The organism is Pseudovibrio denitrificans JCM 12308, from assembly GCF_001310815.1.
GTDB lineage: Bacteria > Pseudomonadota > Alphaproteobacteria > Rhizobiales > Stappiaceae > Pseudovibrio > Pseudovibrio denitrificans.
In genome coordinates this window covers 306,728-319,509 of record NZ_BAZK01000004.1, presented here as the reverse complement: position 1 = coordinate 319,509, position 12,782 = coordinate 306,728, and the positions used below count along the sequence as shown (strand labels likewise).

Below are 12,782 nucleotides of genomic sequence, written 5' to 3'. Positions count from 1 at the left end.
GCTTTTAGGTCTCTGCGCGGGTGATCCACTTGTGACCAATTGGAGCCTGATAGTTTTCAATCTGATCCAGAAGCTGCGTTGGATTATCACCGACCAGAAGCATGTCGCGGTGGGTCTTCTTCATGAATGCTTCTTCCTCCATGAAATCCAGGAATGCCAGCATACGCCCATAAAAACCGTTTGCGTTGTAAAGACCGCACGGTTTGTTGTGGTAACCCAGCTGCCCCCATGTCCAGACCTCGAAGAGTTCTTCCATGGTGCCAATGCCGCCCGGCAGCGCGACGAACGCATCTGACAGATCTGCCATCATGGCTTTGCGTTCATGCATGGAGCCGACGATGTGAAGGTCTGTCAAGGATCTGTGCGCAAGTTCTTTCGCGGCCAGAGCTTCTGGCAGAACGCCAACCACTTCTCCGCCCGCTTCCAGCGCTGCGTTTGCAACAACGCCCATTAAGCCAACTTCCGCACCACCATAGACCAAACGGTTGCCACGCTTAGCGATTTCGGTACCGAGCAGGCGTGCTGCTGCTTCATATTCCGGGCGTTTCCCGATTGATGATCCGCAAAATACGCAGATAGATGCCATTTCAATTCTCCAGTCGGCCGAGCCCAAAACACATATTCAATTATGAGGTATGAGCCCCGAACAAAGGATGTCCGGGGCTAAAATGGTCAAAAGCAGATTACTTGGCCAGCTCTTCCAGAACGCGTGCCCAGGATCGGATGCCTTTGTGGAAGCTCTTGAGTTCATACTTCTCATTTGGTGAGTGGATCTGATCTTCGTCCAGACCAAAGCCGATGAGCAGGCTATCCATGTCCAAAGTGCGCTTGAAGCTGCCCACGATTGGGATGGAACCACCACAGCCAACCAGTGCTGCTGGCTTGTCCCATTCAGCTGACAGAGCCGCACGGCCCTTTGCCAGAGCAGGTGCATCAAAATCCATACGCAGGGCGCGATCGCCACCATGTGGGTGCAGTTCAAGCTCGAAGTCTGCTGGTGTTTTGGACTTCAGATAAGAGCGGAATGCTTCTCTGATTTTCTCAGGATCCTGATCACCAACAAGACGGAAGGATACTTTTGCATGGGCTTCAGCCGGGATAACGGTTTTGAAGCCAGCGCCAGTGTAACCACCCCAAAGGCCATTTACTTCGCAGGTTGGTCGCGCCCAGATCTGTTCCAGACCGGAGCGATCTTTTTCGCCGCCCAGGTCCTTCAGACCGATACCACCGAGGAACTCCTCGGTTGAGAAACCGAGGTTCTGCCACATCTCTTTGACGTCTTCTGGTAGTTCCGGAACATCATCATAAAAGCCTGGCAGTGTGATGCTGCCGTTCTCATCGCGAAGGCCAGCAACCATGTCAGACAGCACATGAAGCGGGTTGCGCGCAGCACCGCCGTACATGCCGGAGTGCAAGTCTTTGCTTGGGCCTTTAAGGGTGATTTCTTCGCCAACCAGACCACGCAGCATAACGGAGATTGCTGGTGTGTCCTTGTCCCACATGGAGGTGTCACACACGAGGGCGAGATCTTTGGACAGCTCTTCTTTGTTCGCATCCAAGAATGGCTGCAAAGATGGGGAGCCGCTCTCTTCCTCGCCTTCCAGCAGAACAGAGATGTTGATAGGCACATCGCCGGTTTCTTCAACCCAGGCACGAACAGCTTCCACAAAGGTCATCAGCTGGCCTTTATCATCATTTGCACCACGGGCAACAATCATTTTGGAGCCGTCTTTGCGGGTCACAATCTGCGGATCAAACGGATCAGCGTTCCAAAGCTCAATCGGATCAACCGGCTGCACATCATAATGGCCATAGAACAAAACGTGTGGTCCCGGCTTGCCATCTGCTACGCGGTGACCGACGACCATTGGATGGCCGGTGGTGTCTCTGACCTCAGAAGGAATGCCAATTGCAGTCAGCTCACGTGCCATCCACTCAGCTGCTTCGCGGCAGTCCCCCTTATATTCAGGATCGGTGGAAATGCTCTTGATGCGCAGGAGTTCAAACAACCGATCGAGACTTTGATCCAAATTTTGATCAATACGATCAAGGACTTTGTCGAGATTCGACATGATTCATTCCTTTGTAGTGCAGGCTCGTGTTTATCACCTGTAGGATGGGATAGTACGCAGGTCACTGCGTAGATATGAGGCTGTAAGAAGCTCTAACATAGTTTCCAAAGTCAAAGCTATGGCTTTGCCCTGGTAACCACTTGTAATTCGGCAGACTGTTTAAACAGGTCGGTTAAACTCTTTTAAGGTGCGTGGGCGATACTTTGAAGAACAAAGGCACGCAAGAGGCCAAGCAACGCAGAATCTTTTTGGAAACATACGGGATTAGGCCCGGATTTCGAACTTATGAAATCACCCAATGCTAACGAGCCTGTTCCGTTGTCCCTAACATTGGACCCAATCGTCACTATATTAGATTTATTGGGGGACTGGAGATCACGATGCATATACTTGTTGATCGCATTACCGAAAAAACCGGGTTGGATCCCGAAAAGGTAGAACCTGCTGTAGGATCATGCTGAACTTCATTGCAAAGAACAGCACCAGAGAAGAAGTCGAGACCCTACTGGAGGCCTTTCCAGCTGCGGAAGGTTTTCTCGCCATCGACGAAGCGACCGAAAACAAGGGCCTTTTTGGCGGTCTGGCTAGCAAGATGAACGCCAGCGTTGGTGTGCTTGCTGCTTGAACGAAATGACCACCCTTGGGCTCACTGTTGAGGATATTCAAAAAGTCGCGAAAGAGACTGTTGAGTATACTCGCGAAAAAGCCGGACCGGAGTTCACGGATGAAATCGTTGCTCGTGTGCCGGGGCTTGCTGAAATCACCTAGCAAGATGGTAACCGATACTATTCCGTCAGGGTTTTAAGCGCTCCAAATCTGAGTGTCTGATACACCAAGAAGCAGGCCCATCGGGAATGAGCCTGCTTTTCTCATGTCTTCGATAAGCTTTGTCAGATTTTGATCTGACCGTACCGCAACGCTTCAACCACCGTATGGGTTTTGTTGGATGCGTTGAGCTTGGCGCTTGCGTTCTGCAAGTGCGCATGGACTGTTCTTTGAGAAATCTCCAGAAGCTCAGCGATTTCGTGCGCAGTCTTGCCCAGCGCTGTCAGTTCCAGAACACGGCGCTCACGGGCTGATAAATCGCCCGGTCTTTGATCTGAAATTACACCCAGTTCGAACAGACGGCGGAAAGCTGCGGAGCAGACGATTTCCAATGATGCCAGATCGTAAGGTTCAGCAGCAATCTGATGCCCAGCGCCGACCACCATTGCCTGGAATGGATGAAGCGCATCTACCGGGATCACCATGACCCGAGCGCCCTCGCCTATTGCGGCAAAAAGCTCAGAATTGCCTGTGTCTGTGCCGGAAACTGACCAGACAACCGGACGGTTGCCGGACAGGCCGAGCATAAGAGCACTATCACCAGCGCTCAGGGTTGTCCGCTCAACACCGCCATTTCTCTCATCCGGCCAACGGAACCTATGAACCAAACTGTCAATTGTTCGGTTTGGCATAGGAAGACCTGTGATGAGGATATGGGATGCACCCAATCGTCTTAGATAGGACTCCACAATGTCCAGAACGGGTTTCGCTGCCCGTGCTTCTGAAATCGCTTTTACCTTTGCTTCGATATCTGAAGTATCGTTCATTTGCCCTGCCTTCCCGTTTCTATCCGCGCAGCACTCGCTCTTGTGTCGCCGGATTGAAGACGCACTTGCCCACCTGACATACCGGAGGCATGCCAACTCACTTTCGCAAACCCATTGTTTGCGCAGGTAAATTCGAAAACTCTCAGTCTTGAATGGCGGCTCAGCGCAGGACGGCGACTTTACGGAGTTTGGCCTTGGCCTGTTCTCTCGTATTGAGTAGTTGTTCGCACGCCTGTTAAACGCTGTCTTTGTTCGTCACGGGCAATTCTTTGAATTGCCTCGCGCTGACAAGATGTCACCATCTCATGTATGCTTGTATTACTCTCAGACCACTTGTTCTTACAGCAATCTCGGCAATACCGTCATTCTCATTTTCGGAGGTAGATCAACTAACCTCTAAGTATTCAGAGCACCTGTAAATAGTGCCCCCACTGTTGCCCCATAAAACTCACTACTCCAACAGTTTTACCTAGGAGCTAATTGGCAGTAATTCCGAAAAATCTATAGTAAGAGTACGAAACTACTGCTTAGCTCTCGGCAATAGTAACAGCGTTACATGCCCTAGGGTCAATTGCGACAAGTTTAGGATAAATTAAGCTAATGCGAAATCTATCCAGCCTTTGTCACATCAGTAGTTCTGCAATTTACGCAGTGTTTGGGCCAGTTGTTTTCCAATCTCGTCCTAACGCATAGCTTGAAACCATCAAAGGTTCCTTCGTATAAAGTTACCAGAAGGACATGGGATGGACATGCAAAACATTGATTTTCCAAGCGATTTCCTAGAAGCAACACAAAGTGACTGGGAAGCATCTGCTCTGCGTGCCCTTAAAGGCGCCGCTCTGGATGCACTAAACACACCAATTGCAGGTGGCCTTGAGAACAAGCCGTTATACCAAGGACGCACCGACAGCGCTCCATTGCAATTGAGGGAGAGCTCTCGCCCTTGGAAGATCATTCAACGCAGTGATCATCCCGTCATTTCCGAGGCCAACGCCAGATGCTGGAAGACCTGGAAGGTGGGGCTGACGGCATCGAGCTGGTTCTGCCTGCTTCTCCGCGTATTCTTGGCGGTGGACTGAGCGTTCAGCGTATTGATGACATGCTGAAACTGCTTGATGATGTAAAGCCTGATCTCATCGATTTCCGCCTTGAATGTGGCTATGAAGGCAGCGCGACCCTTGCTTTGCTGGTTGAAACCTGCAAGCGGCTGGGCGTTCCTTCTGATCAACTGACTGTTCAAGGTGTCTCTGATCCTCTCAGTGTGTTTGTCAGCTCCGGTCGGGTACGCAACTCCTTTGAACGCCTTGAGCAGCGCGCTCAAGACCTTGCGGGATACGCTCGCAACAACGGCATTCAGGGCAGCTTGCTGCGTGGTGATGGCCGTTGCTATCACGATACGGGTGCCAACAGCGTTCAGGAGCTGGGCCTGACCCTTTCCAGCCTGCTTTACTATATGCGCATACTGGAAAAGGGCGGCATTCCTGCCGAAGATCTGCCCAAACACGTATCTGCCTGCCTGAGTGCGAGCGCGGATCAGTTTGGTACTATCGTTAAAGCGCGTGCGATGCGCCAGTTGTGGGCCCGCCTACTGGATGCTGCTCAGATGCCATCCCAAAAGCTGCATCTTCATATGGAGACCAGCTGGCGCATGATGAGCAAACGTGATCCATGGGTGAACATGCTGCGCACCACAGTGGCTGCGTTTGCTGCCGGCATTGGCGGCGCTGACAGTGTGAGCGTGCTTCCATTCACCAGCGCTCTTGGTCTGCCAAATGCTTTTGCGCGCCGCATTGCCCGCAACACTCAGCTTATTCTGGTAGAAGAAAGCAATCTGGCGCAGGTGAGTGACCCAGCTGCCGGTAGTGGTCTTGTTGAAGAGCGTACAGAAGAGCTGGCCAATGCGGCTTGGGGTTACTTCCAGAAGATTGAGAAAGAAGGCGGTGTTCTTGAGGCTCTGCAATCTGGTTTGATCTATGCTGATGTTACCGCAGCGCGTGCAGAAGAGGATAAGTTGGTTGCCACTGGACGCCACCCTCTGACGGGTACAAGTGCCTTCCCCAATCTGGGAGAGGCAGATGTGGAAGTTCTGAAGGCAGATACGGATCAGATCGGTGAGATAGCGACCCGTAAAGACCTTCCGGAACCAAGCCCCGATGGACAGTTGATTGAAGCTGTTGCCAAAGCGCTGAGTGATGGTGCCGGATTGGTCGATATTCAGGCAAGCCGTAAGCAGCTGGGTGATAATGATTGTCACGCCCTGAAGCTGACACGACTGGCGACACCGTTTGAAAGCCTCCGGGACAAGGCAGAGGCCTTCAAGGAAACTCAGGGGAACTCACCAAAGGTGTTCCTGGCAACGTTGGGCCCTGTGGCTCAACATACTACCCGTTCAACATTCACCAGCAACTTTTATGCGGCTGGCGGGTTCGTCAGCGGAGGTGGAAAGCACTTTGAGAGCCTTGATGATCTGATCTCCTGTTTCCGCATCAGTGATGCGAAGATTGCGTGTATCTGTTCCTCTGACAAAGTTTACGAAGAACAGGCTGTTGCTGTTTTGAAAGAGCTTAAAGCAGCAGGCGCCAAGCGTGTGACGCTGGCGGGTCGTCCGAAGGAACTGATGACGGAGCTGACCGAGAATGGCCTTGATGGGACCATATACCAAGGCTGTGATATGCTTGCTGAACTGAAGACATGTTTTGAAGTGGTTGGCGTTTCGCTGGCTGATGAAGTGGAGGCAATTTGATGAGCTTGTTTCCTGACTACACCCAGATTGATTACAAAGACAGCGCGGCCACCGCTTCCACTGACACGCAAGCGACTTGGGACACGCCGGAAGGCATTGCGGTTAAGCCAGCTTATGGCCCGCAGGATCTTGATGGTCTGACACATCTGAACACCTGGCCGGGATTGCCGCCTTTCATGCGTGGGCCTTATCCAACCATGTATGTTCAGCAGCCATGGACCGTGCGCCAATATGCTGGTTTCTCCACTGCTGAAGATTCCAACGCTTTCTATCGTCGCAATCTGGCCGCTGGTCAGAAGGGTCTTTCCATCGCGTTCGATCTGGCAACCCACCGTGGGTACGACAGTGATCACCCACGTGTTGCCGGCGATGTGGGCATGGCCGGTGTTGCCATCGACTCCATTTATGACATGCGCACGCTGTTCTCCGGCATTCCGTTGGATAAGATGAGCGTGTCCATGACCATGAACGGTGCTGTGCTGCCAGTGATGGCGCTCTACATCGTAGCAGCGGAAGAGCAAGGTGTTTCTTCGGAGAAGCTTTCCGGAACCATTCAGAATGACATTCTGAAAGAGTTCATGGTTCGCAACACTTACATTTACCCGCCTGCCCCTTCCATGCGGATCATCTCGGACATCTTCGACTACACCTCGAAGAACATGCCGAAGTTCAATTCCATCTCCATTTCCGGCTACCACATGCAGGAAGCGGGTGCGACCGCAGATCTGGAGCTGGCATTCACGATTGCTGATGGCATCGAGTACGCTCGTGCAGGTGTGGCTGCTGGCCTTGATATTGATGCGTTTGCTCCTCGCCTTTCCTTCTTCTGGGCCATTGGCATGAACTTCTTCATGGAAGTTGCCAAGCTGCGTGCGGCACGCCTGATCTGGGCGAAGCTGATGCAGGAGAACTTCCAGCCGAAGAACCCGAAGAGCCTGTCGCTGCGCACGCACTCGCAGACTTCTGGCTGGTCCCTGACTGCGCAGGATGTGTTCAACAATGTCATCCGCACCACTGTTGAAGCAATGGCGGCTACGCAGGGGCACACTCAGTCTCTGCATACCAACGCGCTGGATGAAGCACTGGCGCTGCCGACAGACTTCTCTGCCCGCATTGCCCGTAACACCCAGCTGTTCCTGCAGCAGGAAAGTGGGACGACAAAAACCATCGATCCATGGGGCGGTTCCTACTACGTTGAGCGCCTGACTGCGGATCTGGCAGCGAAGGCGCTGAAGCATATCGAAGAAATCGAAAGCCTTGGCGGTATGGCGAAGGCCATTGAAAAAGGTATTCCGAAGCTTCGTATTGAAGAAGCAGCTGCAAAAACGCAGGCACGCATCGATAGCGGACACCAGACCGTCGTGGGCGTGAACAAGTTCCGTCCTGACCGTGAAGATGAGCTTGAAGTGCTCAAGGTGGACAACGAAGAAGTTCGCGCCAAGCAGATCGAGAAGCTGAAACGCTTGCGCGAAGAACGCAATGAAGACGAGACACAGGCAGCATTGAAAGCGCTTGAAGATGCCGCTCGTTCTGGTGAAGGCAACTTGCTGGACCTTTGCGTGAAAGCGGCTCGAGTGAAGGCTTCTGTTGGCGAAATGTCTTTGGCTATGGAAAATGCGTTTGGTCGCCATAAGGCAGAAATCAAGTCCATTGCTGGCGTTTATAAGCGCGAGGTTGGTGAAATGTCTGAGAGCATCTCCAAAATTGAGCAGCTGGTTGACGCGTTTGAAGAAAACGATGGTCGCCGCCCGCGTATTCTTGTTGCCAAGATGGGACAGGATGGGCACGACCGCGGCCAGAAGGTTATCGCCTCTGCCTTCGCTGATCTTGGCTTTGACGTGGACATCGGGCCGTTGTTTGCAACGCCTGAGGAAGCTGCTCGTCAGGCGGTTGAAAACGACGTGCACATCGTTGGCGTTTCTTCCCTTGCTGCGGGTCACCTGACCCTTGTGCCTGCGCTTAAAAAGGCGCTGGCAGATGAAGGCCGTGAGGACATCATGATCGTAGTGGGCGGTGTTGTGCCTCCGCAGGATTATGATGAGCTTTATGCGTCCGGCGCGTCTGCGATCTTCCCTCCGGGGACAGTGATTTCGGAAGCTGCTGAAGGATTGATCCACGAGCTGAACGAAAAGCTGGGCTACGAGCCACAGCAGGCTGCTGAATAAACATCTCAGCAGATCATGATTGATTTTAGCGAAGGCGGGACGATTGTTCTCGCCTTCGCTTTTTTATGTCCGCGTTACTCGATAGGAGGATGGGCAAGTCCGGTTTGCCGCTCCCTCTCCCATCATTCGCTATAGGTGGCTGGCTTTAACCGGCGAGCAGATGTCTGCGACCCGAGCTGCAATGAACCCTTAATGTTTCAAGCTCATATAGGTGAGGTGAAAGGAACAGATCTCCTTCAGTATTAGAACTCCCAGTCATCAGGCGAATAACAATGTTTAAAGAAGCTCTTGAACTCGGTGGTTTGGCAGTCGTTACAGGTGCAGCAAGTGGGGTGGGCAAAGTTGCCGCCCTTCGATTTGCTCAGCGCGGGCTTGGCGTGGTTCTGGCAGATCTTCCCGGAGCACGACTTGACGCGGCAGTTGATGAGGTTCGTTCTGCTGCGTCTGAGGGTGCGACTGTGATTGGCGTTCCGACGGATGTTTCTAATGAGAGCCAAGTGAACGCTTTGGCGGACAAAGCCTTTGCGGCTGGTGATGTCGCCGTTCTCATGAACAATGCCGGGATTGAGATACCTTCATCAAGCTGGGGTGAGATGGAGAACTGGAAGAAACTCCTCTCCGTGAACTTGTTTGGTGTGATTTATGGCGTTCATGCTTTTCTGCCGCGCATGGTGGAAGCAAATCGTCCGGCTGTTGTGATCAACACCGGCTCAAAGCAAGGGATCACAACACCTCCCGGTAATCCAGCATACAACACGACCAAGGCCGGGGTGAAAGTCATCAGTGAACAGCTCAGCCATGAGCTGCGAGAGGCGAATGCCCCGATCTCAGTTCACTTGTTTGTGCCAGGCTTTACTCACACAGGCATCAACATGGCCCAGTATCCGGAAAAGCCAGCAGATGCATGGACAAGTGAGCAGACGGTTGATTACTTCCTTGAGCGTATGGCTGAGGGCGACTTCTACATTCTGTGCCCGGATAACGCCGTAGATTCAAAAACCGATAACCTCCGGGTCTCCTGGGCAGCCGGTGATATCATCGGAAACCGCCCTGCTCTCTCCCGCTGGCATCCAGACTATGCAGAGCAGTTTACCAGCTACCAGAAAGCGGGGAAGATCTCTTAAGCGTCGTGTTTGATCTGGAGAAACAAGCATTGCAAACACTGGTATTTTCCTAATCCATTCCTACATGAGTTAAGCGCCCATAAATTACATGGGCTCGGGCACTTCGATCAGAGCTTGTGGCTGCAGATCGGGATTTTTGGCGTGTGTTCTGCGCAAGGGTGGAGCGCACATTTGAGGATGAAATATGCTTACTACGACCACGAACACCATCGAGGGCAAAGAGATTTCCGACTACAAGGGCATTGTTCACGGTGAAGCAATCCTGGGTGCAAACGTTTTTAAAGATCTGTTCGCCGGTATTCGCGATATTGTCGGTGGTCGTTCCGGCGCCTATGAGGATGAGCTGAAGAAAGCCCGTCAGATTGCATTGCATGAGATGACCGAGGAAGCGGCCCGTTATGGTGCAAACGCTGTGATCGGTATCGACATTGATTATGAGACTGTTGGCAGCAATGGTTCCATGTTGATGGTGACTGCGACCGGTACTGCTGTTACCTATCGCTAACACGTTTTTCTCTGCGTCTTCTTTTTTCGAAAACCGGAAACACCTTTTCGGGAACACGCACTAAAGTGTGAGCAGGGTTCAGCCCTGCCCCACAACTTCTCCAAGTCGCTGACTTGCAAAGGGGCGCCATCTGTTCAAGGTTGGCAGAAGAGATTCTTCTGACCGGACTTATTTGAATGAATGCACGCCTCGCCTCTTCCAGAGACAACATTGATGATCTTGCCGAGCGGCTGCTGAATGGGCAGCGCGCCGCACTGGCACGCGGCATTACGCTTGTTGAATCCAAGAAGCCTGCCCATCGGGAGCAAGCTGAGGCCCTGCTGACCAAAGTGATGGGGGCCACGGGAAATGCATTCCGCATCGGCGTGACCGGCGTTCCGGGCGTTGGTAAGTCCACCACCATCGATACGTTTGGCTCCAACCTGACAGCCGCAGGGCACAAGGTGGCCGTGCTGGCGGTTGATCCTTCCTCCACGCGTACTGGCGGCTCCATTTTGGGTGACAAGACCCGCATGGCGCAGTTGGCTGTTGATCGCAATGCATACATCCGTCCTTCTCCTTCTGCCGGCACGCTGGGTGGTGTTGCTGCCAAAACCCGTGAAAGCATGCTTTTGTGTGAGGCTGCCGGGTTTGATGTGATCCTCGTTGAAACTGTGGGCATCGGGCAATCTGAGACGACCGTTGCACAGATGGTTGATTTCTTCCTCGTTCTGATGTTGCCGGGTGCTGGCGATGAGCTGCAGGGCATCAAGAAAGGCGTGCTGGAGATTGCGGACCTGATTGCCGTGAACAAGGCTGAAGGTGATGGGCTGATACGGGCACGTTCAGCAGCATCCGAGTATCGGGCTGCACTGAATATTCTTGCACCACGCTCCAAGTACTGGTCGCCCCCTGTTCTGACCATCTCCGGGCTTGCCAATGAGGGGCTGGAGGATCTTTGGGGCCAGCTGGGTATCTTCAAAGAGCGGATGCAGGCCAGTGGCGACTGGGAGAGTAAGCGCGCAGAACAGCAACTGGCGTGGATGTGGGGTCTGCTCAATGAAAAGCTACAGACTGCTCTGAAGGCGAACCCGGAGATCAAAGCAGCACTGCCGGATGTTGAGGGCGCGGTGAAATCTGGCAATCTGCCAGCCACTGCTGCGGCGAGTAAGTTGGCGAGCCTGTTCGGGATCTGATCAAACACTGGGGGATGTGATGGCAGAAGATCAAGAGAAGCTCTCAAGACGTGCCTTGCTTGGTGCTGGTGTTGTGGCAGGAGCCGGAACGCTGGTTGCGGCACACGAGGCGCAGGCTGTTGCTCCCTTAAAACCGATCATTGTTGAGTTCCCCGCTCCTTCTTTTCAGCGCGATGTATCAGAAGAGCTGCAAGCGGTGATAACTGATGCTGCTGCGTCAGGGCATATCCTTCAGTTGGGTGCTGGTGACTATCAGGTCTCCGGGCTTTCGCTGCCCAGTGGTTTGAACCTACGCGGTGTATCCGGTCACACGCGCCTGGTGTTCAGTGGGCGTGGCTTGCTGCTGCAAGGTGTGCAGGCAGATGACGTTACTCTCAAAGACCTCATTTTTGATGGTGGTGATCAGCCGCTTTCTGACGAGGCTTCCGCTCTGTTGTGGTTCTCTCAGTGCGCTCGGCTCAGCCTGACGTCCTGTGAGATAACCAAGAGCAGCAAGTCGGGTGTAGTACTGGAGCAATGCTCTGGGTCCATCATCGGGAACCATATTCATAGGCACAGCGATGTTGCTCTTCTCAGCTACAATGCTAGCGCACTGCGCATTGAGGGGAACATCGTTTCGGATTGCGGCAATGGTGGCATACTGGTGCATCGGTGGTCCGAGGGACATGATGGGTCACTCATATCGGGCAACCAAGTTTCCAACATCCGTGCCAATGGCGGAGGGACCGGGCAGAACGGCAACGGCATCAATGTGTTCCGGGCGGATAATGTCACCATCTCCGGCAACAAGGTGAGCGACTGCAAATTCTCCGCGATCCGCGCCAATGCTGCCTCTAATGTCCAGATCCTTGGCAACACCTGTCACCGCTCAGGCGAAGTGGCCTTGTTTGTGGAATTCGGCTTCCAGGGGGCTATTGTCAGCAGTAACCTGATTGAGACAGCCGCCAACGGGATTTCGATCACCAACTTCCGAGAGGGCGGGCGTCTGGCCGTGTGTTCCAACAATGTGTTGCGGGCCATCACAGGTACGGGACCCTATGAGAAGGACAATCCGACCTTCGGTGTTGGCATTGCTGTTGAGGCGGATACCAGTGTGACCGGCAACGTGGTGGAGGATGCACGGATTATTGGTATCAATCTGGGCTGGGGGCCGTATATGCGCAACCTGATTGCAGCTCAGAACACTGTTCGGTCAGCTCCTGTTGGCATTGCCGTCAGTCTTGCAGCGGATGATCAAAGTGCTCTCATTTCCCAGAATATCATAGCGGATTGCCCCGTGAATATCGCAGGCTTCAAATGGGATGAGCAGGCCAGCGGTGATCTGGCGCTTTCTGCGGAGGATCTGCCACGCTCCATTCGCGTGACAGACAATCTTGTAAGCCCCACTTAGGGAGCTGGCAGGAAGA

At 53.2% G+C, this 12,782-nt stretch carries 12 protein-coding genes; 9 read left to right on the top strand and 3 right to left on the bottom strand.

Annotation, left to right across the window (positions count from 1 at the left end; translation table 11 throughout):
• Nucleotides 1-4 precede the first annotated feature (4 nt).
• On the bottom strand, nucleotides 5-586 hold the full coding sequence (locus JCM12308_RS06855) for an LOG family protein (RefSeq protein ID WP_054783246.1): 582 nt from the start codon (nucleotides 584-586) through the stop codon (nucleotides 5-7).
• 97 nt (nucleotides 587-683) lie between these two features.
• Nucleotides 684-2,072 (bottom strand): dipeptidase, encoded by a 1,389-nt coding sequence (locus tag JCM12308_RS06850; RefSeq protein ID WP_054783245.1) that lies wholly within the window; start codon nucleotides 2,070-2,072, stop codon nucleotides 684-686.
• A 454-nt stretch (nucleotides 2,073-2,526) separates the two neighbouring features.
• Here JCM12308_RS06850 and JCM12308_RS29230 point away from each other — a divergent pair, with 454 nt between their 5' ends.
• Complete coding sequence (locus JCM12308_RS29230) at nucleotides 2,527-2,697, top strand: hypothetical protein (RefSeq protein WP_208978323.1); 171 nt, start codon at nucleotides 2,527-2,529, stop codon at nucleotides 2,695-2,697.
• Nucleotides 2,694-2,840: a hypothetical protein gene (locus JCM12308_RS29225; protein WP_208978322.1), complete on the top strand. Its 147-nt coding sequence runs from the start codon at nucleotides 2,694-2,696 to the stop codon at nucleotides 2,838-2,840. Before JCM12308_RS29230 ends, JCM12308_RS29225 begins: the two co-directional genes overlap by 4 nt.
• A 122-nt stretch (nucleotides 2,841-2,962) precedes the next feature.
• On the opposite strand, the gene JCM12308_RS31350 is transcribed toward JCM12308_RS29225, so the two are convergent.
• Nucleotides 2,963-3,664, bottom strand: coding sequence for a LuxR C-terminal-related transcriptional regulator (locus JCM12308_RS31350; protein WP_008549561.1), 702 nt, complete (start codon nucleotides 3,662-3,664; stop codon nucleotides 2,963-2,965).
• Nucleotides 3,665-4,413: 749 nt separating this feature from the next.
• Between JCM12308_RS31350 and JCM12308_RS29215 the strand changes: the two genes are divergently transcribed.
• The 7 genes from JCM12308_RS29215 (at nucleotide 4,414) to JCM12308_RS06810 (ending at nucleotide 12,766) form a co-directional block, all read left to right on the top strand.
• Complete coding sequence (locus tag JCM12308_RS29215) at nucleotides 4,414-4,743, top strand: hypothetical protein (RefSeq protein ID WP_208978321.1); 330 nt, start codon at nucleotides 4,414-4,416, stop codon at nucleotides 4,741-4,743.
• On the top strand, nucleotides 4,662-6,407 hold the full coding sequence (locus JCM12308_RS06835; protein ID WP_208978320.1) for a methylmalonyl-CoA mutase family protein: 1,746 nt from the start codon (nucleotides 4,662-4,664) through the stop codon (nucleotides 6,405-6,407). The genes JCM12308_RS29215 and JCM12308_RS06835 overlap by 82 nt, the downstream gene beginning before the upstream one ends.
• Nucleotides 6,407-8,572, top strand: coding sequence for a methylmalonyl-CoA mutase (scpA, locus tag JCM12308_RS06830; protein WP_054783244.1), 2,166 nt, complete (start codon nucleotides 6,407-6,409; stop codon nucleotides 8,570-8,572). Before JCM12308_RS06835 ends, scpA begins: the two co-directional genes overlap by 1 nt.
• 272 nt (nucleotides 8,573-8,844) lie before the next feature.
• Nucleotides 8,845-9,696, top strand: coding sequence for an SDR family NAD(P)-dependent oxidoreductase (locus JCM12308_RS06825; protein WP_054783243.1), 852 nt, complete (start codon nucleotides 8,845-8,847; stop codon nucleotides 9,694-9,696).
• A 184-nt stretch (nucleotides 9,697-9,880) separates the two neighbouring features.
• Nucleotides 9,881-10,201 (top strand): heavy metal-binding domain-containing protein, encoded by a 321-nt coding sequence (locus JCM12308_RS06820; RefSeq protein ID WP_008549564.1) that lies wholly within the window; start codon nucleotides 9,881-9,883, stop codon nucleotides 10,199-10,201.
• Between the two features lie 176 nt (nucleotides 10,202-10,377).
• Complete coding sequence (gene meaB, locus JCM12308_RS06815; protein ID WP_054783242.1) at nucleotides 10,378-11,376, top strand: methylmalonyl Co-A mutase-associated GTPase MeaB; 999 nt, start codon at nucleotides 10,378-10,380, stop codon at nucleotides 11,374-11,376.
• 19 nt (nucleotides 11,377-11,395) lie between these two features.
• Complete coding sequence (locus JCM12308_RS06810; protein ID WP_054783241.1) at nucleotides 11,396-12,766, top strand: TIGR03808 family TAT-translocated repetitive protein; 1,371 nt, start codon at nucleotides 11,396-11,398, stop codon at nucleotides 12,764-12,766.
• The last annotated feature ends 16 nt before the right edge of the window (nucleotides 12,767-12,782 follow it).

Coding starts and splice junctions, on each gene's coding strand:
- JCM12308_RS06855 (WP_054783246.1), bottom strand. CDS start 586: ATGGCATCTATCTGCGTATTTTGCGGATCATCAATCGGGAAACGCCCG.
- JCM12308_RS06850 (WP_054783245.1), bottom strand. CDS start 2,072: ATGTCGAATCTCGACAAAGTCCTTGATCGTATTGATCAAAATTTGGAT.
- JCM12308_RS29230 (WP_208978323.1), top strand. CDS start 2,527: ATGCTGAACTTCATTGCAAAGAACAGCACCAGAGAAGAAGTCGAGACC.
- JCM12308_RS31350 (WP_008549561.1), bottom strand. CDS start 3,664: ATGAACGATACTTCAGATATCGAAGCAAAGGTAAAAGCGATTTCAGAA.
- JCM12308_RS29215 (WP_208978321.1), top strand. CDS start 4,414: ATGCAAAACATTGATTTTCCAAGCGATTTCCTAGAAGCAACACAAAGT.
- JCM12308_RS06835 (WP_208978320.1), top strand. CDS start 4,662: ATGCTGGAAGACCTGGAAGGTGGGGCTGACGGCATCGAGCTGGTTCTG.
- scpA (WP_054783244.1), top strand. CDS start 6,407: ATGAGCTTGTTTCCTGACTACACCCAGATTGATTACAAAGACAGCGCG.
- JCM12308_RS06825 (WP_054783243.1), top strand. CDS start 8,845: ATGTTTAAAGAAGCTCTTGAACTCGGTGGTTTGGCAGTCGTTACAGGT.
- JCM12308_RS06820 (WP_008549564.1), top strand. CDS start 9,881: ATGCTTACTACGACCACGAACACCATCGAGGGCAAAGAGATTTCCGAC.
- meaB (WP_054783242.1), top strand. CDS start 10,378: ATGAATGCACGCCTCGCCTCTTCCAGAGACAACATTGATGATCTTGCC.
- JCM12308_RS06810 (WP_054783241.1), top strand. CDS start 11,396: ATGGCAGAAGATCAAGAGAAGCTCTCAAGACGTGCCTTGCTTGGTGCT.